Annotated in this window: 20 protein-coding genes and 1 tRNA gene; 9 read left to right on the top strand and 12 right to left on the bottom strand. The window is 57.9% G+C overall.

What is annotated here, in order from left to right; genetic code table 11:
- Window positions 1-3: 3 nt before the first annotated feature.
- Window positions 4-468, bottom strand: a complete 465-nt coding sequence (locus tag K529_RS07540) for a disulfide bond formation protein B (RefSeq protein ID WP_005635519.1) — start codon at window positions 466-468, stop codon at window positions 4-6.
- Entirely contained in the window at window positions 465-1,043 is a 579-nt protein-coding gene (locus K529_RS07535) for a YqaA family protein (protein ID WP_005635521.1), read from the bottom strand. Before K529_RS07535 ends, K529_RS07540 begins: the two co-directional genes overlap by 4 nt.
- Before the next feature lie 166 nt (window positions 1,044-1,209).
- Between K529_RS07535 and K529_RS07530 the strand changes: the two genes are divergently transcribed.
- Window positions 1,210-1,295: transfer RNA gene (locus K529_RS07530), tRNA-Leu, on the top strand.
- 91 nt (window positions 1,296-1,386) lie between these two features.
- On the opposite strand, the gene K529_RS07525 is transcribed toward K529_RS07530, so the two are convergent.
- From K529_RS07525 to K529_RS07515, 3 genes are read right to left on the bottom strand one after another with little or no spacing between them, the layout of a single operon-like run.
- Complete coding sequence (locus tag K529_RS07525; RefSeq protein ID WP_005635523.1) at window positions 1,387-2,619, bottom strand: site-specific integrase; 1,233 nt, start codon at window positions 2,617-2,619, stop codon at window positions 1,387-1,389.
- A complete protein-coding gene (locus K529_RS07520) occupies window positions 2,609-2,860 on the bottom strand; it encodes a hypothetical protein (RefSeq protein ID WP_005635525.1) in 252 nt (83 codons plus the stop codon). The genes K529_RS07525 and K529_RS07520 overlap by 11 nt, the downstream gene beginning before the upstream one ends.
- Window position 2,861: 1 nt before the next feature.
- Window positions 2,862-3,383 carry a DUF305 domain-containing protein gene (locus K529_RS07515; protein ID WP_005635527.1) on the bottom strand — a complete coding sequence of 174 codons (522 nt, stop codon included), beginning with the start codon at window positions 3,381-3,383 and terminating at the stop codon, window positions 2,862-2,864.
- A 32-nt stretch (window positions 3,384-3,415) separates the two neighbouring features.
- Between K529_RS07515 and K529_RS07510 the strand changes: the two genes are divergently transcribed.
- The 7 genes from K529_RS07510 (at window position 3,416) to K529_RS07470 (ending at window position 10,817) form a co-directional block, all read left to right on the top strand.
- Window positions 3,416-4,132: a phage tail protein I gene (locus tag K529_RS07510; protein WP_005635530.1), complete on the top strand. Its 717-nt coding sequence runs from the start codon at window positions 3,416-3,418 to the stop codon at window positions 4,130-4,132.
- Entirely contained in the window at window positions 4,132-4,653 is a 522-nt protein-coding gene (locus tag K529_RS07505) for a phage tail-collar fiber domain-containing protein (protein ID WP_005635532.1), read from the top strand. Before K529_RS07510 ends, K529_RS07505 begins: the two co-directional genes overlap by 1 nt.
- Before the next feature lie 11 nt (window positions 4,654-4,664).
- Window positions 4,665-5,450, top strand: coding sequence for a hypothetical protein (locus tag K529_RS07500; RefSeq protein WP_005635536.1), 786 nt, complete (start codon window positions 4,665-4,667; stop codon window positions 5,448-5,450).
- Between the two features lie 127 nt (window positions 5,451-5,577).
- Window positions 5,578-5,847: a hypothetical protein gene (locus tag K529_RS07495; RefSeq protein WP_005635540.1), complete on the top strand. Its 270-nt coding sequence runs from the start codon at window positions 5,578-5,580 to the stop codon at window positions 5,845-5,847.
- A 103-nt stretch (window positions 5,848-5,950) separates the two neighbouring features.
- Complete coding sequence (locus K529_RS07490; RefSeq protein WP_046002191.1) at window positions 5,951-6,580, top strand: phage tail sheath protein; 630 nt, start codon at window positions 5,951-5,953, stop codon at window positions 6,578-6,580.
- A 162-nt stretch (window positions 6,581-6,742) separates the two neighbouring features.
- Window positions 6,743-8,515 (top strand): amidohydrolase family protein, encoded by a 1,773-nt coding sequence (locus K529_RS07475; protein WP_131664964.1) that lies wholly within the window; start codon window positions 6,743-6,745, stop codon window positions 8,513-8,515.
- Window positions 8,516-8,822: 307 nt separating this feature from the next.
- A complete protein-coding gene (locus tag K529_RS07470) occupies window positions 8,823-10,817 on the top strand; it encodes a methyl-accepting chemotaxis protein (RefSeq protein ID WP_005611315.1) in 1,995 nt (664 codons plus the stop codon).
- A 288-nt stretch (window positions 10,818-11,105) separates the two neighbouring features.
- Here K529_RS07470 and ugpC read toward each other — a convergent pair whose 3' ends face one another.
- The 4 genes from ugpC to K529_RS07450 all read right to left on the bottom strand — a co-directional run bounded on the left by ugpC (window position 11,106) and on the right by K529_RS07450 (window position 15,356).
- Entirely contained in the window at window positions 11,106-12,155 is a 1,050-nt protein-coding gene (gene ugpC, locus K529_RS07465) for a sn-glycerol-3-phosphate ABC transporter ATP-binding protein UgpC (protein WP_005611313.1), read from the bottom strand.
- A gap of 12 nt (window positions 12,156-12,167) precedes the next feature.
- A complete protein-coding gene (locus K529_RS07460; protein WP_005611311.1) occupies window positions 12,168-13,076 on the bottom strand; it encodes an ABC transporter permease subunit in 909 nt (302 codons plus the stop codon).
- Between the two features lie 15 nt (window positions 13,077-13,091).
- Entirely contained in the window at window positions 13,092-13,973 is an 882-nt protein-coding gene (locus tag K529_RS07455; protein WP_005611308.1) for an ABC transporter permease subunit, read from the bottom strand.
- A 75-nt stretch (window positions 13,974-14,048) separates the two neighbouring features.
- Window positions 14,049-15,356, bottom strand: a complete 1,308-nt coding sequence (locus K529_RS07450; RefSeq protein ID WP_040641387.1) for an extracellular solute-binding protein — start codon at window positions 15,354-15,356, stop codon at window positions 14,049-14,051.
- Between the two features lie 374 nt (window positions 15,357-15,730).
- Between K529_RS07450 and K529_RS07445 the strand changes: the two genes are divergently transcribed.
- Window positions 15,731-16,720 carry a TAXI family TRAP transporter solute-binding subunit gene (locus K529_RS07445; protein WP_080929569.1) on the top strand — a complete coding sequence of 330 codons (990 nt, stop codon included), beginning with the start codon at window positions 15,731-15,733 and terminating at the stop codon, window positions 16,718-16,720.
- Here K529_RS07445 and K529_RS07440 read toward each other — a convergent pair.
- The 3 genes from K529_RS07440 to K529_RS07430 are packed head-to-tail and all read right to left on the bottom strand — an operon-like array spanning window position 16,714 to window position 20,838.
- On the bottom strand, window positions 16,714-17,778 hold the full coding sequence (locus K529_RS07440) for a lipocalin-like domain-containing protein (RefSeq protein ID WP_005611303.1): 1,065 nt from the start codon (window positions 17,776-17,778) through the stop codon (window positions 16,714-16,716). The two genes, K529_RS07445 and K529_RS07440, sit on opposite strands and share 7 nt — an antisense overlap.
- Window positions 17,768-20,179, bottom strand: coding sequence for an FtsX-like permease family protein (locus K529_RS07435; protein ID WP_005611301.1), 2,412 nt, complete (start codon window positions 20,177-20,179; stop codon window positions 17,768-17,770). Before K529_RS07435 ends, K529_RS07440 begins: the two co-directional genes overlap by 11 nt.
- Window positions 20,176-20,838 carry an ABC transporter ATP-binding protein gene (locus K529_RS07430; protein ID WP_005611298.1) on the bottom strand — a complete coding sequence of 221 codons (663 nt, stop codon included), beginning with the start codon at window positions 20,836-20,838 and terminating at the stop codon, window positions 20,176-20,178. Before K529_RS07430 ends, K529_RS07435 begins: the two co-directional genes overlap by 4 nt.
- Window positions 20,839-20,910: the final 72 nt, after the last annotated feature.

Raw genomic sequence — 20,910 nt, 5'->3', positions numbered from 1 at the left:
CCCTTAGCGTGCGTGACGGGCAGCTGCGAACCATAGCGCGGCCAGACCAAACGAGATCACCGCGTTCCAGCCCGCCATGGACAGGCCGAACATCTCCCACGGGATGTCGTCACAGCGCACGAGGGGCGCGGACATGATCTGCGACATCAGCTCATCCGCGCTGAGGTTGTCAATCGCGCCAGAGGTGCAGGTGGTCGGGCCTTCCCACCATCCCTGTTCAACGCCTGCATGAAAGGCACCGATAGCGGATGTGGTTAGGGCGGCCAGTGCACCCAGATAGGGCAAAATCGCACCAGGGATCAGAACCGCAAGAATACCGATGCCAACGGCTGCCCCATGCGGGTAGCGCTGCCAGATACAGAGTTTGCAGGGCGCAAGCTCGCCAATATACTGAAATCCAAATGCCCCAAGCAGCAGCGCTGCAGAGCCTCCAGCGGCAAGCAGGATAAGAAAACGGCTGAACGTCATAGATACCTCAGTGCAAGAAAGCCGCCAAAGAGCAGCAGACAGAAGACGGTGAACACCAGCCCCAAGCGCTTTTCAATAAAGTCACGCACCGGCGCGCCGAATTGCCACAGCAACCCCGCCACAAGGAAGAACCGCAAGGCACGAGCAAGGAGCGAGGTCGCCACAAAAGTCATGATCGGCATGCCCGTCCAGCCGGACATGATGGTGATGACCTTGTAAGGAAACGGCGTCACCCCCGCGATCAGCACCGCCCAGAAGCCAAAGTCGTTAAAGCGCTCGTTAAACTCGGCCATCTTGTCGGCCTTGCCCATCGCTTCAAGGATTGGCTGGCCGATGCCCTCGTAGAAGAACGCACCAATGGCATAGCCCAATAGACCACCTGCAACGGACGCCAAAAGCGCCACGAGCGCAATGAGCCAGGCACGCGAAGGTCGTGCAAGGATCATCGGGATCATCAGCACGTCCGGCGGGATCGGAAAGACCGAGCTTTCGATAAATGCCACAATCGCCAGCCACCACAGCGCATGCGGGTGGTCGGCAAGCGCCATAGTCCGATCATAAAGGGAACGCAGCATTTTACGGAAAAGACCTCTTCAACAAGCTATTGCGTTCAGGTGGCATGTGGGCATCACCGGGTCAACTCTCCACTTCGTGAGCTTGGGACCGGTGGCAAATTTTCTTCATAAAACACTGCTTTTGCCTCTGGACCTTGGGCAAAAGCAGCGATAGGAACCTCCTCATGCCCAAGTGGCGGAATGGTAGACGCAGGGGATTCAAAATCCCCCGATGGAAACATCATGTCGGTTCGAGTCCGACCTTGGGTACCACCGCAAAATCAATCACTTATGTAGGTTTCTTGATCTACTTAAATAAGCGCCCGGTACTCACGCGGTACACGAGTGGGTACACGTTGCGTTCTCAACCCCGTTTTGCACGAATCTCCACAACATTGTTGGCCGCACCCGAACGGTCGCGAGTATAGATCGCGGTGGTGTTGCCTTGGGTGTGCTGCGCCGCGTGCTGGAGTGTAGTGGGATCTACCAAAGACTTTGCCTCTGTAATGCCCCCGGCGCGCGTATCGCGGATCTGCAATTCGTCAGGGAATGGCTCAAGGCCTGATTTCGCGCGGGATTTGTTCACCGCCCGCAGGATCTCTTTGAAGCCGCGAGACAGAACGCCGTTTTTGGGTGGCTTCCCATTTGCCAGTGTAATGACGGGACCGGTGCGCTGATCCCTTGGAATAGCCAGAAGCCGCCGCCTGATATCTGGGGTGTGTTCCAGGGTGAAGGTGTACGGTTCAGTCAGGCTCTTGCGGGTCTTGCTGATGACCTTCGTGAACTGCGTCACTTCTCGATCGAACATATCCCACGTCAAACCGTCGACCCATATCTGCCCTCCGTCGCGAACGCCGCCTTGCTGGGTATCGGCCTTGACCCATTGTCCATGCACATCGACCCCTCGCAGAATAAATTCAAACCGCATGAGAATGGCCAAGGAAAGGTGATGGCGACCGGTTCGATCTGCTTCAGTGACAATCGCGTCAATCTGTTCACGGGTGGCGAAGTTCGATCGACGGGGAGGGTTCTGGATCCGTACTTCCTCCCGGATGGCCTTCACCTTGGAACAATGGTCGTTGCCGATCTTGATCCCATGCGACACGATCAAGCGCCAGTGGGTGAACCATTTCTTGATGTAGTGGGTGGAGCGGCCCTTATCCAACATGGACTTTTTCCATCGCATGATCCGCTCAAAGTCAGTGTCCTCGATGAGGACATTGCCAATAGCCTTCTCGATGTATCCCATCATCTGGCGATACTTGTCCTGAGTTTGCGGTAAGACGTCATGGAACGAGCTGAACTCGTCGGACAGGTAACGGCCAATTAGCCACCCCCATGTGCCCGCTTTTCGGCCTTTGGCCTCACCGTCAAACCAGTCCAGCATTTCGCGGGTGAGGGCGCGGCAGTGCGCTGCGCGCTCTAGGTCGAGGCCATCGCCCTGCGATCCGCCAAGGTCGTAGGTTTTGATTTTGTAACCGGCCTCTAGGTACTTTTTGCTTGGCCGCCAGAAATAGCGGTCCCGGTCTTTCCGGTACTTCAGGAACGGCGCATAGTCCGGTTCGCTGTCGTCCCAGAGCGAGTCTCTAAAACGCATCGTGGTTCTCCGTATGGTTGGTTTCCTTCAACCGCTCGGAGCGCGCCTTCGCTGTTCTTGCGTTGCGTTCACGCGCCCATTCCTCAACCGCCTCACGATGGCGCATGCCGATCGCGGGATCAATCTTTGGAAAGCCGTACTGGCGTTCCAAGGTTTCACTGTTCGAGCGCAGCCACTTGACGTCATGGCCGAGCATTTTGGCTATGTCGGATTCCTTCACGAAAAGCTGCTGCACTGGCATGTCAGGTCTCCTGTGCGAGGGCGCGGAGGTAGTGGTCAAACACCCTCCGCAGCATCGGCTTGCAGTGGTTGAAAGCCATGGGGCTCAAAGGTTCCTGCACAATATCGCGCCACGCTTCGATGAACTCCCAGCCCGCGCTGTTCAACTCATCGCTCATCCCGGTTTCTTTTGTCAGCAGCACCTTGGCCGCCTCCTGCACGCTCTGCCGCGGGGCTGGCTCGGACTTGAGGGCGCGGATCAAGCGTTCAGTTGTCGCCATTCCCGGGCTTCCAGAACCACGGACAATTTCTGCCGCTTCCTCCAGCGCCGCATTCCGCGCCTCCGCCAGTTGCCCGGTCAGCGTCTGGATCTCCTCGGCCTGTTCCGCGCAGGTGCGGGCGCAGTCCTCTGCCTGTTTGGCGAGGGTGTCGCGTTCTGCCACCAAGGCGCGCATCCGGTCGGCGTCTTGGTGGTGTTGGTTCATCGCGCAGTGCTCGATGTGATCGCAGCGCGCGATGATCGCTGCTGTGGTGGTGTCAGTCATCGGTCTGCTCCTTGTCCCACGGCGGGGTATCTATGGTGGGGGGCTTGGCGTCCTTCCGGCGGATGCTGAGGCTCTGGGCGATTCCGAGGACGGTCTTTTGGGGTATCCGCGCGATCTGGGACCCGGAGAGCTGCCCGGTCGAGTGGTTGCCCTGGTTGGCCTTTTCGTTTTCGGTCGACGTCTGGGACGCGGAATGGCCCGAGGAAACGCAACGCGAGGTCATTCGGCGGAGCTTTGAGGTTCACCAGCACAAGGGCACGAGGCAGGCGGTTGAGCGTGCACTGGGTGCTTTGGGCTTCAATGTCGACCTTAGTGAATGGTTCGAATACGGGGGCAATCCTCACACCTTCCGCATTGATGCATTTGGCGAAGATATCTTTGATGCGGGGTATCAGATCGACAGCGTGCTTTTTGAGCGGATCACCAATCTGATCGAACACGTAAAGCCCGCGCGGTCGCACTTCGATTTGAGGATCGGAGAGGGCTTCAGGTCCGAATGCGAGATCCGCAGCGGCGCGCGCCCGGTGTATTCGCATCGGCTGGACACTGACCCAGAGCCGCGCCCTGCAACGGCCAGCGCTGAGCTGGTCATGCGGACAGCGCCACGGGTGCGAACTGTTGCAGCGCTTGAGCTAGATCCTCGACCACGTTCGCGGCGGGTGTCTGTGGCGGTCGCCGCTCGAACAGGCGCACGGGTAGTCCTTATCAGTCAACAGCTTCACGACGTTCAAAGGAGGGCCGTAGCGTAATGCCCACAACGCTTCTTACCGATATCGCCGAGGCAAAGCTGACTGCCGCCGCTGGCTCTGGCACTCAGGTCGCAATCACTCACATTGCACTGGGAGACGGCAACGGCGGCAATTACGGCCCTGGATTTGGACAGACTGCCTTGCAGCGCGAGCTGGCGCGGCAACCCATCGAGACACGCCACATTGTCGGGAACAATGCCTGGCGCGTCAAAGCGGAGTTCGGCCCGGAGACACCGTCATTCTTCGTGCGTGAAATGGGGTTCTTCGATGCCGACGGCGACCTGATTGCGATCTGGGCTGGCGACGATGTGGTGGCGCGCCAGACCGGAGCGATCACCTATTTGGTCGACCATGTGCTGAGCTTTACTCGCGTTCAGGACGGCCTGGTCATCGTCAACGCACCGGATGACGTGGTGTTCGACCTTGCTGTCACCACCGGCACCGCAATCGCAAACCTGCAACTTGAACAGCTGCGCCAAGCGGATGCCATCCGCAAGGCAGAAGGCACATTCTTTATCTAGGAGGCCACGGGATGGCGACCAGCACAGAGCAAATCAACAATCTGATCGGAGCCTATACGGCGCTGAAACAGTATTTCGAGGGGGCAAAGGATGGCATCGAGGATGCACTTGCCGCTGCTGCATCTCGCTATCAGGGATTCTTTTCGACTGTCCATGTCGACCAAGCAGCCAGGAATGACGCCAACAACGGGACTGCCGACGCGCCCGTTGCATCGATCCAGCGTGCGATTGATCTCTCACCTCATGACGGTTTCAATATGATCAAAGTGCGAGGCAACTACACCGCCACAGTGCGCGTCGTTACCAATGGCCGTATGTTGAGCATCGTTGGGTGCATTGCCGGATCGGAATGGACCACAGCAGATGACCCAGCACAGCGCCCGACCTTAACCATCGGATACTACGACATCAGCGGGTTTGCCGAAGTTGCGGGCTTCCATTGTGGGTATGATACTTACATCAACGTGATTGGTTTCAAGATTCAGCTTCCAAGTCTGGCCGATGTCACGGCTGCATTGCCCGGCTCCAATACCGGAAGCACTAATCCACGCGGCTTGTTTGCTATTCGGTCAAGTTCACACGGGCGCGCGGGTTCGGTGGCGCTGCGCTATTGCGAGCTAATCGTTCCTGCAGATTACTACGGCGCGATCTTCAGTGCAGGGATTGGTTGGTATCTCTTGACCACTGCCTCGACCATCAACGGCGACATCGCGGGCAAGGTACATCCGGAAGTGCCCGCCGCTGCCGTTTCTGACGACTATGCCCGGTTTATTCAGACCACCATGGTCACGCTTTAAGGAGGACAGGCGATGTTGAACTTCACTTACAATGGCCGACGCTACGAGGGCTGGACTGCGAAGGATGCACTGGACGCAGGCGTCCCTGAGGGGACTATCGCAGCAGTAAAGCAGGGTTTGCGCCGCCGTGCAGTCAGTGCTGAATGCCGCCGCCGCATCAGCCGAAGCGCAAATGAATATGGCGACCGCTGCTGCAATCACTTCTGCGAAGGCAGAAGCTGACCGCACCGATGATGACAAAACGGTGCTGGATGGCGTGCATCTGGCGCTTGCCTGGGTTGCTGACATGCGCGCGGCATTCGAGGCTCTGGCTGCAGATCCCGATGCGGATTTCATGAATGCCGCGGCTTGGCCTGCGCTGCCACCAGAAATCCCGCCTCTTATCGAACGATTCTGACCCCCCCATGCTTCAACCGCGCCCTCTGTGGAATTCCGCCAGAGGGCGCGGGTATTTTTATGGCCGATAATCGCTGCAACATCCAATTAGCAGTGAGGGCAAAATGGCTGGTTTTCTCCACGGCGTCGAAGTGCTTGAGATCGACTCGGGCCCGCGCCCGATCCGTACCATCAGCACTGGCGTCATTGGCATTGTAGGCACCGCGCCGGGCGCGGACGCTGATGCCTTTCCTCTCGACACTCCCGTTCTGATCGCCGGTAGCCGTCGCGAGGCGGCACGTCTAGACACGACCGAGGACGGCACCGGGGGCGGCACGTTGCCCGGCGCGCTCGATGGGATCATGGATCAGGCGGGCGCTGTCGTGATCTGTGTTCGCGTCGAAGAGGGGGCGGACGAGGGCGAAACCCTCGCAAATATCATCGGCGGTGTGAATGCGAACACCGGACAGCTCGAAGGTGTTCACGCGCTGGTCGGTGCCGAAAGTGTCGTCGGACATGCGCCGCGCATCCTTTGCGCGCCGGGGTGGACGCATCAGCGGCCCGAAGATGAGGGCAACCCCGGCACCTATTTTGCGAACCCTGTGGTCGCAGAGCTTGAGGGGCTCGCGGACCGCATGGCCGCGGTCGTCATCGCTGATGGCCCCAACACAACCGATGCTGCCGCACAGCTTTATGCCGGCGACTGGGGTACATCGTCCCGCATCTACGTTGTCGACCCTTGGGTGAAGGTGTAGGTTTATAACAGTTGCTCAATATTTCGGCGCTCGGGCCAATTGCCGAGGCCATTGAAAGCCGTTTCCGATGGACTGAAAGATGAGGCGGTTGCCGAAGCGGAAACGCGCTGCACGGACAGGATAGATGTAAAACTTGGCATGTGAGTTGGAAACGTCATAGGCTTGGGGTGCGACCCAAATCGTTTGGCTCGGTGCGAGCCGCATTTATGGATTTTTAGTTTTCTGGGGGAACTCATGACCCGACAAATTCCTTTCATCGACATCCATACACATCTGTTCAATGGTCGATATCTGCCATTGCACGGGATACTGCGATCTTGGGGCGTGCCTCGCATTACGGCGCGCGCCCTCACCGTGCTCCTTGTGCCATTGGTCGGAAAGAGCCGCTTTGAGTACGGCCCGCAAAGTGATGACAATCAGGACGACGTCATTTCCGCCCTCGAGGAGGGATCGGTCGGGCGCATTCATCGGACAATCTTAAAGCGTCTTGAAAAGGCGATGCGCAAGTCTGCGAAAAGCAGCCTTGACGATCAAAGCCATGAGGAAAATCTGCAAGACATGATGCTGGCTCTTGAGGATCTCTACGGCCAGTATGTCAATGAGAAGAACACCTTCACTCTATCATCCAACTTATTGATTCAGAAAAGTTTCGAGCCAGATGATACGTCAGATGAGCCATCTGAACTTCTGGAGCAATTGGATGAGATATTAATGCCTGCGTTTTTGGACGCGGCGCATCATGCCGAGGGGAATGGCTACTTTGAGGGTCACGATCATGGTCATGACCCCCATAGCGCGGATGCGGATCTCGATGGGTTTGGCAACAAGGCCTTTCCAGCGCAGCAGGCCGGCACGCTCCTTAAAATGCTGATCTTCTTCCTCAGTATGTTCCTGTCAGAACGCAACAGATATCGGGCTCTGCAACGCGACTACGCGCGGAATAAACCGGCGGACGGATATGATCCTGAGCATTTGATTTCACTCCTGCCGGATATGCGGCGCGCTTATGAGCGCGTCATAGATGGAAGCCCAAAAAAGCCCTATTTCAGCGCCAGCACTCAGGTGGCCCGCACCGTGTCCCTTTCGAAGGAGACGGATGGGGTGATTATCCCATTTGGAACGGTGGACCCGTTTCGTGGTGATGGCTGGAAAACCAACGTGCGCCACGCGCAGAATCTTGGTGTCACACATTTCAAGATCTATCCGCCAATGGGATTTCGGCCGATCAGCCGCTTGCACGATTCCGAAGATCCAATCTTTGCCCCAATGGAACTGTCACCGGCGCGCGAGTATCGAGAGTACAAAAAGCAGATTAAGGTCAAAAATGAACCAGAAACCGAACGCGCTATGGCCGATATCATCAGGTATTTTTCCGAAAATGACCTCGGGCTCTTCACCCATTGCACGCCTTTAGGCTTTGAAGCCAGAGAGGGCTTTGGCGTGAACTGTCACCCCGCTTTCTGGGCTTCGGCGATGGAGGAGTATGCAGCGACAGACCTGCGCCTTTGCCTTGGCCACGGCGGGGGAGCGACAGATGTGGATTTCGGAGGTTGGCTGGCCGACGAAGAAGACTGGCCAAAGACAATGGCTTATCGCGGCCTGCTCATGTGCAAGACCTACCGGAATGTCTATATGGGGCTTGGTTACCTGATCCCGCTGCTGAAATCGTCAGGGCGTGATAAGATCCTTAAACGGTTGAGATCTGTCTTGAAGCAAGAAGATCCAGCTTTGGATGGTGGTCATGCGATCAAAACGAAACTTATCTTTGGAACGGATTGGTCCATGCCGCAGATGATCGGCGAGACGCGGTCTTTCCTCAATGTGTTTCTGGAGTTTTTCGAAGACCCGGACTTCCAAAACCCTGAGTTGTGCATCTCAGACGCGCCCGAGTTGATCATGTCTGGAAACGCCAAAGCCTATTTGGGCATTGATTAAATCGGTCGGGTAGCTCGGGTCTTGTGGCGGGCATGCGAAGTTGCCTGCCGCTTCGGTGCGGGTCTTCGTATCGCGCTGCTGTAAATCCGAACTCGATCTGATAGCGACCTCAGGAGCATTGGAGTTTTACGGTATTCAAAATTGATCCACGTCTAGCGAGAGGTTACGGGGCGAGGGCACGCCGCCTGATGTGCCTATCCTATTGGTCAGGTGGATATGCTTATGCCCGCGGGAAGTTAAGTTATTCAAAATAAATGAGGTGTATAGTTCGGGCTTGTAATGAGTAAATCTGCCCAGGAAACCTCACATGCTGAAGAACCATAGAATACGTGTCCTTGGGGTCACATTAACGCTCTGCGGTCTTGTTTCTGCACTCTTTGTCGCCCTCACCAACCTGTGGTTGGAAAACACAGGCAAGCAAGTAACCGCGGCTGGCAAAAGCCGCTACACATCCTATCTGCTTGCTGACGAATTGCGACAATCCAGCGATGATCTGACCCGCCTTGCCCGAACCTATGTCGTCACCGGGGATGCGTCCTACGAGGCGCAGTATCTGGACATTCTGGCCATCCGTAACGGTGATAAAGAACGGCCCGCGAACTATCATCAGATCTATTGGGATTTCGTCGCTGCAGACCGCGAGGTGCCCGGCGGCAGTGGTGTGACGCGGCCACTACAGGATCTGATGCGGGAAGCAGGGTTTACCGAAGAGGAATTCGACTATCTGGTGGAGGCGCAGGCCAATTCTGATGGGCTTGTAAATCTGGAAGTTCAGGCGATGAACGCGGTCAAAGGTCTCTACCCGGATGCCTCCGGCGCCTATACCGTCAAGGGCGAACCGGACATGAAACTCGCGCGGGACCTGCTGCATTCCAAGGAATATCACGCCTTTAAGGCCGATATCATGGTTCCGGTGAACAAGTTCCTGAATGCGGTTGAGGTCCGCTTTGACAAACAGCTGGCCGCGTTGACGTCAGAGTATCACCGTCTGGCCGTTCTGGCGCGCATTGCGTCGATTGTGATGATTGCCGTTGCGGCCTGTTCAGCGTGGGTCATTTTCTGGATTATGCTGCGCCCCTTGCAGCAGTTGACCAGAGTTCTGGAGCGGTTTGCAGGTGGCGAAACCATCGAGGATGTACCCGGTGCGAAGCGTCACGATGAATACGGCATCCTTGCGCGCAATCTGGAGAAATCGATCCACAGCTCACAAGCCAATCGCGAACTGAGTAAATCTGTTTTGGACATCGCTCTGCACGCCCAGCAAGGCGACTTCTCGCGCCGCGCCGAGATTGAAATGGAAGATGCTCAGAGTCAGGAAATCGCGGGTGCGGTGAACGGTTTGATGGAGCAGCTTGATGCGTCGTTTGATGAGATTGCCTTTGCGCTCGAGAAAGTTGCGGCAGGGGATCTGACGCATGAGTTCTCGTCCAATCTGGAAGGTCGGTTTGGCGAGGTGCTGGCCCATACTGAGGCTGCACGGGCATCGCTGGTTCAAATTGTGTCGCGGGCCCGCAGTGGCGCGGATGCGTTGACGCGCCAATGTCAGCAGTTGAACGAGGCCATTGATCAGGTCGCCTTGCGCTCTGAATCCAATGCGGCGGCTTTGGAAGAGACCACCGCTGCCAGTATGGAGCTGTCCAACTCGGTGCGTATCGCGGCGGATCGCTCCAATGAGGCGCGGATTGCCACCACCTCTGCCCGCGAGGGCGCGGATCGAGCGAAGGACTTCTTCCAAGAGGTGATCAACGCAATGACAGGTATCGAGTCCTCCTCGGCTGAGATCGCGAAGATCTCTGATCTGATTGATGATATTGCGTTCCAGACCAACCTCTTGGCGTTGAACGCAGGCGTCGAGGCAGCCAGAGCAAGCGAAGCTGGACGTGGCTTTGCCGTGGTGGCGAACGAAGTGCGGGCGCTGGCGCAGCGGACGTCGTCTTCTGCTGCTCAGATTAGCGAGCTGATCAAAACCAGTGGCAATCAGATCCTGGAAGGCAGCAAACTTGCCCAACAAGCTGGTGAAGCGATCACCCAGATCGGGTCCGAAATTCGGAATATTTCGAGCCTTGTCGATGCGGTTGCCGATGAGGCCGAGCAGCAATCTACCCGCTTGAGCGAGGTCTCCGTTGCGCTGACCGGTCTGGATGAAAACTCGCAGCAAAACACCAGCATGGTGCATGACACGACGCGCACCACCACGGATGTATTGAATGAGGCGAACCTGATCCAGCAGGCCGTCGCGAGCTTCCACATCAGCGATGATGCCGCGTCGACACGCACTATGCGCTTGGTGTCAGGCGGTTAATACCAAAGAAAAATGGCATGCCCTTGGGAAACTGGGGGCATGCCATGCGTTTTGACTATTTTGTATGACACCCGGTGGACGCCTCGCGCAGGTGCGGCTGATCAGTCCTCGTCATCATCAGACATGACGTAATAGCTCAGCCCGTAAAGGATAAGACCAACCGTGCTGATCCCCAGCGCGAAGGCTATGATCTGCGCAACCGTCATGACGCGAGCCTATAGGTTCTGAAACGCGAGGCAAGGCATGAGACGGGCCTCATGTGACGGGGGCATAATTACCCCCGTTTTTCTAGATACGCGTGCCGCGATCCGGGTCGAAGAAATGCACGCGCGTAACTGGCAGGGTAATCGGCTGTACACCGGTTCTTGCCGCTTCGTCCTTGCCCACACTCAGCGAGAAATCCTGGCCACCGAGTTTGCCGTGCAGCAGGCGATTGGCTCCAAGCTCCTCGACAATTTCGACGTTGAACAACACAGAGCCATCACCCCCGAGGCGCACATCCTCTGGCCGCAACCCCACCAGTACCTTATGGCCCATCCCTGCGGGAGCCGTGATCGGAAGTACACTGTCCTCATTCAGTTTTAAAGCACCGTCAAAGATCTGAGCGGTCAGGAGGTTCATAGGAGGCGCGCCCATAAAACCTGCCACAAAGGTGGAGGCTGGGTACTCATAAATCTCGGTTGGGGTGCCGATCTGCTCCACGCGCCCGGCGTTCAGGACGATGATGCGGTCGGCCATTGTCATGGCCTCAACCTGATCATGCGTGACATAGACCGAGGTCACGCCAAGGCGCTGCTGCAACGCCCGGATTTCGATCCGCATCTGGTTGCGCAGCTTGGCGTCCAAATTCGACAGCGGCTCATCAAACAGGAACAGCTCCGGATCGCGCACGATGGCCCGCCCCATGGCGACGCGCTGGCGCTGCCCGCCCGACAGCTGGCTCGGGCGACGGTCAAGATAGTCGCCGAGGTTCAGAATACGGGCGGCCTCCTGCACCTTGGCGTCGATCTCCGCTTTGGAGGCGCCGCGGTTCTTCAGCCCGTAGCCCATGTTTTTTGCAACGCTCATATGGGGATAGAGCGCGTAGTTCTGAAAAACCATCGCGATGTTGCGATCTGCCGGGTCCTTGTCGTTGACCACATCGGTGCCAATCGAGAGCGCCCCATCGGTGATGTCCTCAAGCCCTGCGATCATCCGCAGCAAAGTGGATTTCCCGCAGCCCGAGGGGCCGACCAGCACCACCAGCTCGCCATCGGGGATCTTAACAGAGCAGGGCTGCACGGCTTCAACGCCATTGGGATAGGTCTTGCGGACACGGTCCAGTGTTACCTGTGCCATAGGTTCAGTTCCTTATTTATCGGATTCCGTCAGGCCCTTGACGAACCAGCTCTGGAAGAAAATGACGATGAGGACGGGCGGGATCATGGCGATCAGAGAGAGCGCCAACGCCTTACCGTATTCGGGGATCATCGCGCCGGTCTGGCTCAGCACCTGCACGATCTGCTTGATGCCGCGCACGAGGGTGAACATGCCCTCATCGGTGGTGATCAGCGTCGGCCAGAGGTACTGGTTCCAGCCATAGACAAACATGATGATGAAGATCGCCGCGATCATGGTGCGGCTTAGTGGCACCAGAATGTCGATGAAGAATTTGATCGGCCCGGCGCCGTCAATGCGGGCCGCTTCCACCAGTTCCTCGGGGATCGAACGGAAGAATTGGCGGAAGAAGAACGTGCCGGTGGCAGAGGCGATCAGCGGGATGATGAGGCCGCTGTAAGTGTTGGCAAGGCCAAGGCTCTGGATCGCCTCGTAAGAGGGCAGGATGCGCACCTCCAGCGGCAGCAGCAGCGTGGTAAAGATGATCCAGAAGGCAAAGGTCGCAAACCGCAGCCGAAAATACACGATGGCATAAGCCGCCATCATGGAAATCACGATCTTGCCGATCGCAAAGCCAAAGCCGAGGATCAGCGAGTTCATCAGCATCCGGGTGCCGGTAATCGCCTTGCTGAACCCGGCGGCCTCAAACATCGCGGCGTCGAAATTCTCCAGCATCTGGCCTTCAAACCCGAACTGAAGCCCGTTGCGCACGATATCCGCGTCCTCGAAACTGGTGGTCATCAGCACCAGAAGCACGGGAAATAGCATGAAGAATGCGCCCGTGCACAGGATCGCGTGGTCAAACACCTGCGACCAGCGAATGCGTTTGGTCGAGCGCGAAGGCGCGGGGCTTGTGACGTGTGTTTCGGTGATATCTGTCATGATCCCGTCTCCCTCTCAGGTATAATGGATCCGGCGCTCGATAAGCCGGAACTGAAACACGGTGAGCGCCAGAACGAGGATCATCAGGATCACCGATTGCGCGGAAGACCCACCCAGATCATTGCCGCGGAACCCATCGACAAAGACCTTGTAGACCAGTGTCACCGGGTTGTTGCCGGGCTCTGACCGCACCAGCGTGTCGATGATGCCGAAGGTGTCAAAGAGCGCATAGGTGATGTTGATGATCAGCAGGAAGAAGGCGGTCGGCGCGAGCAGCGGAAAGGTCACATCCCAGAACCGGCCGGAGGCAGAGCGGTTGTCGATCAGCGCCGCCTCACGCACGGATTTCGGGATCGACTGAAGCCCCGAGAGGAAGAAAATGAAATTGACCGGGATCTGCTTCCACACTGCCACGATCACCATCGCGGTGGCGGTGGAGTTGTAGTCAGCGCCCAGACGGAAATCCCAGCCGAGCGCCTGAAACATCTCCGTCATCGGCCCGTTGCGCTGATCGAAGAACATCAGCCCCAGAAACCCCGCAACCGGGGGGGCGATGGCGTAAACCCACATCAGCAATGTGCGGTAGGATTTGGCACCTTTGATGACCTTGTCGGCCTTCACCGCCAGCAGCAAGGCAATCGAAAGCGAGAAGAATGTCACCAATGCGGTGTAGATCAGGGTGAAACGCGCCACCTTGCCGTATTCGGTATTTGTCATCAGGTCGGTGTAATTCTCGACCCCGACAAAGGTTGAACCAAACCCAAACGGGTCCTGAAGGTAGAAAGACGACTGCACCGCCCATGCGGCTGGCCAGTAAAAGAAGATCGCGATGATCATCAACTGCGGCAACAGCAATGCTATGGGCAACCAGACGGTGGTAAATCCGGCACGTTTCATGAGGGGTATTCCATCGGCAAAAGAAGATGGGGCAACCCGCGTGCGCGACGCGGATTGCCCCGGATATGAGAGAGCTTAGCCTTGGGTCTTGGCAAAGCGGGCCAGCAGGTCGTTGGCTTCTTTCTCGATGTTGGCGAAGGCGTCTTCGACCGAGGTTTCACCGGTCAGGATGCGGCCATACTCGCGGTTCATCACGTCACGGATCTGAACATAAAAGCCCATGCGGTAGCCTTTGGTGTTGTCACCACCGGGCAGGGACAACTGCTGGATGCCAACTTCGGCGGCCGGGAAGCGATCATAGTGGCCGTCTTCTTTGGCGAGTTCGTAAGCGGCTTCGGTGATCGGCACATAGCCGGTTTCTTTGTGCCAGAAGTACTGCACATCCGCAGAGGTCAGGAATTCAAAGAACTTCGCGGTGGCTTCGTTCTCCTCAGCGCTTTTTCCCGACATTGCAAAGAGGGATGCACCGCCGATGAAAGTCTGTTTGGGCTCGGTTGTCACGGCTTCCCAATACGGCAGGTAGGTCGCAGAGAATTCAAAGCCGAGGTCTTTGCTCATCAGGCCGCCGAAAGAGCCGGAGGAGCCGAGCCAGATCGCAACATCGCCATCTTCAAACGGCTTTTGGTTGTCGTCCCAGCCGGTGCCGTACCATTCAAAGAAACCGCTGTCTTTCCATTCGGTCAGGGCGGTGAAATGCGCCTTGATCGCGTCGTTGTTGACGAGGATTTGAGTGCCTTCTGCGCCATCGTAGCCGTTGTCGTTGGTCGCGAACGGCAGGTTATGACGGGACATGAAGTTTTCGGTGAAGATCCAGGGCAAATGCGACTGGCTCAGGCCGATGTAGCCCGCTTCCTTCAGCGCTGGTGCGGTGACGGACTGGAACTCTTCCCATGTTTTCGGCGGCGTGACGCCCGCTTTTTCCAGTGCATCGACGTTGTAGTACATGATCGGCGAGGAAGAGTTGAACGGCATGCCGATCATCTTGCCATCGCTATCGGCGTAGAAATAACGCACGCCGGAGATGTAATCATTGATGTCGAAGTTGACGCCATTGTCGGTCAGCAGATCCTGAACCGGGATGGTCGCGCCTTTGGCTCCGATCACGGTGGCGGCGCCAGCGTCGAACACCTGCATGATGTTGGGCTGCTCGCCCGCACGGAAGGCGGCGATGCCTGCGGTCAGGGTTTCCTCGTAGGAGCCTTTGAACACGGGGGTGATTTTGTAATCATCCTGCGAGGCATTGAAGTCTTCGGCGATCTTGTTGACCGTCTCGCCGAGCTTGCCGCCCATTGCGTGCCAGAGGGTGATTTCGGTTTCGGCAAATGCTGCGCTGGCCGAAATGGTAACAGCGACGTTCAGCGCTGCAATTTTCCAGAATGTCATCGACATCTCCTAGTCTGTGACCCCATGAACGGAGTTTGAATATGTTGTTTCAATGCCAGAGAGCTGCCACCATTCAGGAAGAGCGAATGGCAGAGCGCGGCGGCAATCAGCGCCGGTTACAATCCCCAAGCGGCCTCCGGATTGGACATCCGTGGCGGGCTACAGGAGTGATTCCGGCGGCATGGGTGCTGAGCTATCGGTGTTGAATAACGCTTTTATGACGCACGCTTAGGTTGCTCGTTAGCGCTATAAGCGAGTAGCGGTTGGGAATCGGGTCGCAATCGAGTTTGATGTTAAATATGCGGGCTTATCGATCTTGACAGGTTTTGGACCTTTTGAAAGTTTGCGCGAAAATATCTGTTCGGGGGGGCAGGATGAGTGTGATCAACAGGGCAATGGGATTGCTCGCAGCGGTAGCGTTTGCGTATGGCGCATCTGCTGATCGAGCCCGGGCCGAGGATTTCATCACCATCGGCACGGGTTCGGTCTCGGGGCTGTACTACCCGCTCGGCAATGCGATTTGCCGCCTTTTGAACAAAGACAGGCCGCGCCACGGTATCCGCTGCACTGCAGATACCAGCGAGGGGTCGCTCTCTAATCTGCAGGATTTGCGCGACGGTCGGGTCGATTTTGCTCTGGTGCAATCCGACTGGCAAGCCAAGGCCTATGAGGGCACTTCACAGATGTCGCGCGGCATTCCGTTTTCCGATCTGCGCGCAGTTTTTTCGCTGCACGAAGAAGTCTTTACCGTGGTCGCGCGCGCAGATTCCGGGATCTCGAGCTTTTCTGATCTGCGTGGAATGCGGGTGAATATTGGCAATCCCGGCTCGGGCCAGCGGGCAACGATGCTCGCATTGATGGCATCGCTTGGTTGGACAATGGAGAGTTTCTCTGAGGTTCACGAATTATCCGCAGCCGAACAGTCCGCAGCGCTTTGCTCCGGAACCTTTGACGCAATGGTGTTTGCGGTTGGTCACCCGGCAGCATCGGTGGAGGAGGCCACTACCGCTTGCGATTCCGTACTGGTGCCGTTGGATGAGCCTGAAATTCGCGCCATGATTGCTGAAAACAAGTATTTTGAGTTCGCCCAAATCCCAGCGAATCTTTATCGCGGCAATCCGATGCCGGTGAATTCCTTTGGCTTTGCAGCAACATTGGTCACCACCCGTCAGCAACGCTTGAAAGTGGTGCAAGAGCTTGTGCGCGCAGTGTTTTCTGATCTTGATACCCTGCGCCGTGCGCATCCGGCCTTTTCCCGGCTGGAGGCCACCGCCATGGTGGAAAACGGTCAAACCGCTCCAATCCACCGCGCAGCGCGTGCGTATTATCGTTCCACTGGTTTGCTGGACCGGGACGCTCAGTAGCCGGTCATTTCCAGATATCCAACGCCGCTGTGGCTGCCCGACACCTGCACCGGTCCCTCCCAATACGGAAAGCTGACCCCCATCCATGCCTGCGGGTTCAACGCATCTACGGTGATGTTTAGATCGCGTTCTGGCAAGGAGACCTGCCACGAGGTCGGGACTCGCCGACCCTCGACCTGCGACCATGCGCGAGGCACGGCGTTGAACGCGCCGGGTGCAAGTGGTTGGGCGGTGCCGTCTGGGGTGATCCATGTGCCAGAGGTGAAATCGCCCCGTTCCCCGCGCAAAACAAACCCCATCAGCTTGGCGCCATCGTCTAAACGAAGCGAAAACCAGTCCCAGCCGCCCTGATCCTCTGCAAGAGGCTGGCTCGACCATTCGCGGTCCAGCCAAGCTGCTCCAGTGACCGCGACGGGGCCTTGGGGCAGGGTGATGGTTCCGCTCACCTCATAGGCAGGTTGCGCATAGTAGTAACTGGCCTGACCAACGGCGGATTTCACCGAATAGCCCGCATCGCCGTGCAAGATCAGTGGCGCATCGGTGCGAAGGTAGAGGTCGTAGGAAAACGACTGACCGCGCGCTTTGACGGTAAGCTCATCAAGCGTTGCATCTGAAGAAGTCATCTCCCAATCGTCGATCCACGCCGAAAACGGCGCGGCGTTTACGCCTGCCTGACCGGCGCCGCCCCGACCGATGCGCTCTGCAAACCGGTGATCGGATTTGGTGGTTACCGCGGCATGACCCATCCAGATCTGCGGGCTTTGCCAGCCATCGGCCTCGCTGGGGGCGAGAGCAGATCGAAACAAGGTCCACTGAATGCCGAGATCTTCGCCCTCTGCGGTCTTGAGGTTTGCGGTCAGATACCACCATTCGATCCGGTAATCCGGGTGTGCCGCGTGATCTTTTGGAAAAATCAGATCGACACCGGGCCGGGGCGCGGTAAAGCCCTCAGCCGTACTGCCAAGATTGGCAAACCCCTGTGCCCACGCGCCAAGCGGTGCGAGTACGAGCGTTGTGATTGCGACTATTTTAACGGGGTGCAGGAGGTTAGCGATCACTGGCAAATACTCCAAGCAAGGTGGCAGGTGACATCCGCATCAGACGCAATGCGGGCAGCAGGCTTGCCAGCGCTGCCACAACCAGCGTCATTGCAAATAAGCGCCCCCATTCCATCGGGAAGAGATACATTGGCAAGCGCCAGCCAAAGGCTTCCACATTGATGACGGCCAGAAGTGCCCAAGCCAGAAGCAACCCCAGGGGGAGGGCCAGCACAAATGTCACCACCGCAAAGGCCAGGCTGCGCGTCAGTTCAAGCTTGGCCAATTGTGGTCGGGTGATGCCCATGGCCCAGACCGGGGCAAGATGCGGCAGTCGCTTGCTCCACTGGCTGAGAAAGCTCGTGAGGAGAGCAAACCCCGCAACCCCCAGCGTCAGGATGTTGAGCGCGCCTGTGACAACAAATGTGCGATCAAAGATTGCCACAGAAGCCCGCTGGATCATCTCAGCCTCGACCACTTTGTCACTGGTGAGGTTCAGATCTTGCCGCAGTCGCTGCATCAGATCCGCGGTGGAGACATCGGGAGGCGCGACCACTCCGACCCGCGACACGGTGATGCCGGAGGCCCAGGCCTGTAAGGTAGAGAGCGCCACAACGGCCTGACCATCTGGATTGCCATAATCCGGGTAGATCCCGGCAATCTGGGTGGTCCAGTCTGGCGTGAGGGCGATCTGATCCCCGGTCTGCAGACCCTCTCGACGTGCAAGCTGCTCGCTGATCAAAACCGCGCCTTCATCGTAAATCTGGTCCCATACCCGCGCTTCCGCCTCAAGCAGTGGCCAATGCGTACGGTAGAGCGGATCATCAATGATGCCGTAGATGCGCAGGGGGGCTGAGGCCGTACGACTGTCGATGCGGTATTGCGGCAGCGCACGCGCATCGTTTTGCATCGCCCACTCCATGATCTGATTGGCCGTTGTCGCAGATGTGACCTCGACATAAGCGTCCGCAGGCAGGCGCTGTTCGATCCAGTCAAGAAACGTCAGGCGGAAGCTCGACACCATTGTGCCAACGCCGATATTGGTGGCGACCGCGAGGAGAAGCGCCATCAGCGATAGGGATATCCCCGGCAGTTGCAGTCGGCTGTCGGCCACCAGCCAGCGCCAGAGGGGCGCGCGCAACGCTCCCTGCAAGGCACTGGTCACTGCAAACAGGATCGGGGGCAACAGGAGGGCCGCGCCGAGGAGAGTGCCGCCGAGAAAGGCAAAACCTCCGATCAGCCCCGGCACCAGTTTCAGGGCAAGATAACCGGCAGCGATCAACGCAAGTGAGGCGCCGAGAAAGACCCGTTGACTGCGCCAAGTCATGCGCGCGCTTGCAACCGGGGAACGGGAGAGCGCGTTCGCCATCCTGCGCAGGGCAACAAACGCCTGCGCCCCGGCGGCCCCGGTGCCCAGCGAGGTCATCACCAAGCCGGAGATCACCCACGTGGGGCGCAGGGTCAGGCTGCCTTCGACGGGAGCACCATAAAGCCCGCGCAAGGTGGCGCTGACGTCCGGCAGCAAAAGGGCCGCCAATGCATAGCCAATCACCAGACCCAACACACCCGAAACCAGCGCGAGGATGAGCAGTTCCAGAAACAGCGCTTGTAACAGTGTCGCGGTTGAAACGCCGAGACAACGCAGGGTGCGGATCGTACCCCGGCGCTGCTCGATGCCCAATGTGACACTGCCTTGCACGATAAACAGACCGACGCAGAAGGAGAGAAAGCCAAATGCGGTGAGATTGAGGTGAAAGCTACGCGTCAGGCGCTGCGGGTCAGCGAGCGCGCCATCCGGATTTTGTGATTGCCGCAGTTCTGGTACAAGTTCGGCGAGGTCTGGCAGCCCCTGTGGTTGATCGGGCAGGATTAAAATACGCGAGAGCTGCCCGGGCTGATCAAGCAGCCTTTCGGCAAGCGACAGATCTGCCAGAACGACGCGTGGCGGCACTTGCGGCAATGCAATCGTGCGCTCAAACGCCATGAGGTCGGGCAGGGTGGTCGGGTGGGCGAATATCCACCCCGGAGGTGTCAACACATCGGACAGATCCAATCCGCGCGCGCTGGCGGCCTGAAACATCGCAGGCGCGCCGGGGTAGCTTAAGGCGTCTACGCCCAGCAGCGTGAGCGCGTTTTGATCGACTTGCCATGTTCCTTCCAACACGGGCGAAACTTGCCAGCCCGAGCGGCGCAAACGCACATAGGTTTCAACCGGTATCGTGCCTTCGGGAGAGGTGAGCGCCGTCAATTGCGCCGCGCCAAGCTGCTCAACAGCGCGGGCGTAAGAGGCGCGTGCCTCGGAATTGATCGCCTGTACCGCAGACCAAAGCGCGGTGGCCAAGGCGAGCCCCGCGATCAGCAACAATAATTGCAGCGGGGCGCGTCGCCAGTGACTGAGAAAGCAATAAAGCGCGTGCTTCATGTGGGCTGCACCCGGACCTGCCCGCCGCTCAGGTGCAGATGGCGCGCGCAGCGTGCGGCGATAGCGGCGGAGTGGGTCACGAGAAACAGCGCACAGCCCGTGTCCTGAACCAGATCCAGCATCAGGCGCAAAACCTCTGCGCTGGCGGTTTCATCCAGATTGCCCGTCGGCTCATCCGCGAGCAACAGATCTGGGCGCAAGGCAAGTGCGCGCGCAATCGCCACGCGTTGTTGCTGCCCGCCGGAGATTTGCTCCGGGTAGCGCTCTACCAGTTCCGATAGGCCAAGGCGGGCAGTGACCTCTTCTGTCCAGCTTGCATCAAAACGCTGCCCCAGTTTGGCATGAAGGGCGATATTGTCGGCCACCGAGAGTGCCGGCACGAGATTGAATTGTTGAAACACCAATGCAATCTGGCTGCGGCGCAATTGCGATGCGGCCTTGTCGCTCAGGGCGGTGATGTCTTGGCCGTCAAATTCGATACACCCACGCAGCGGGTGATCCAGCGCTGCCAGCATATGCAACAGCGTACTTTTGCCTGATCCACTCTCACCGGTCAGGGCGACACTTTCACCACGCGCAACCTCAAAGGACACATCCCTCAGCACATCCCGCGTACCGCCGGGATGGCGGTGGGTCACGCCTTTTACAGTCAAAAGCATCAGAATGTCCCTTGAACCAATATCTTGTCTCATGGATGTAATGCAGACGTTGCACGATCAAGCCCTGATTTC

The sequence above is a fragment of the Tritonibacter mobilis F1926 genome (genome assembly GCF_000376545.2).
Lineage (GTDB): Bacteria > Pseudomonadota > Alphaproteobacteria > Rhodobacterales > Rhodobacteraceae > Epibacterium > Epibacterium mobile.
This window is presented reverse-complemented; position numbering and strand designations above follow the sequence as displayed.

Coding starts and splice junctions, on each gene's coding strand:
- K529_RS07540 (WP_005635519.1), bottom strand. CDS start 468: ATGACGTTCAGCCGTTTTCTTATCCTGCTTGCCGCTGGAGGCTCTGCA.
- K529_RS07535 (WP_005635521.1), bottom strand. CDS start 1,043: ATGCTGCGTTCCCTTTATGATCGGACTATGGCGCTTGCCGACCACCCG.
- K529_RS07525 (WP_005635523.1), bottom strand. CDS start 2,619: ATGCGTTTTAGAGACTCGCTCTGGGACGACAGCGAACCGGACTATGCG.
- K529_RS07520 (WP_005635525.1), bottom strand. CDS start 2,860: ATGCCAGTGCAGCAGCTTTTCGTGAAGGAATCCGACATAGCCAAAATG.
- K529_RS07515 (WP_005635527.1), bottom strand. CDS start 3,383: ATGACTGACACCACCACAGCAGCGATCATCGCGCGCTGCGATCACATC.
- K529_RS07510 (WP_005635530.1), top strand. CDS start 3,416: ATGGTGGGGGGCTTGGCGTCCTTCCGGCGGATGCTGAGGCTCTGGGCG.
- K529_RS07505 (WP_005635532.1), top strand. CDS start 4,132: ATGCCCACAACGCTTCTTACCGATATCGCCGAGGCAAAGCTGACTGCC.
- K529_RS07500 (WP_005635536.1), top strand. CDS start 4,665: ATGGCGACCAGCACAGAGCAAATCAACAATCTGATCGGAGCCTATACG.
- K529_RS07490 (WP_046002191.1), top strand. CDS start 5,951: ATGGCTGGTTTTCTCCACGGCGTCGAAGTGCTTGAGATCGACTCGGGC.
- K529_RS07470 (WP_005611315.1), top strand. CDS start 8,823: ATGCTGAAGAACCATAGAATACGTGTCCTTGGGGTCACATTAACGCTC.
- ugpC (WP_005611313.1), bottom strand. CDS start 12,155: ATGGCACAGGTAACACTGGACCGTGTCCGCAAGACCTATCCCAATGGC.
- K529_RS07460 (WP_005611311.1), bottom strand. CDS start 13,076: ATGACAGATATCACCGAAACACACGTCACAAGCCCCGCGCCTTCGCGC.
- K529_RS07455 (WP_005611308.1), bottom strand. CDS start 13,973: ATGAAACGTGCCGGATTTACCACCGTCTGGTTGCCCATAGCATTGCTG.
- K529_RS07450 (WP_040641387.1), bottom strand. CDS start 15,356: ATGACATTCTGGAAAATTGCAGCGCTGAACGTCGCTGTTACCATTTCG.
- K529_RS07445 (WP_080929569.1), top strand. CDS start 15,731: ATGAGTGTGATCAACAGGGCAATGGGATTGCTCGCAGCGGTAGCGTTT.
- K529_RS07435 (WP_005611301.1), bottom strand. CDS start 20,179: ATGAAGCACGCGCTTTATTGCTTTCTCAGTCACTGGCGACGCGCCCCG.
- K529_RS07430 (WP_005611298.1), bottom strand. CDS start 20,838: ATGCTTTTGACTGTAAAAGGCGTGACCCACCGCCATCCCGGCGGTACG.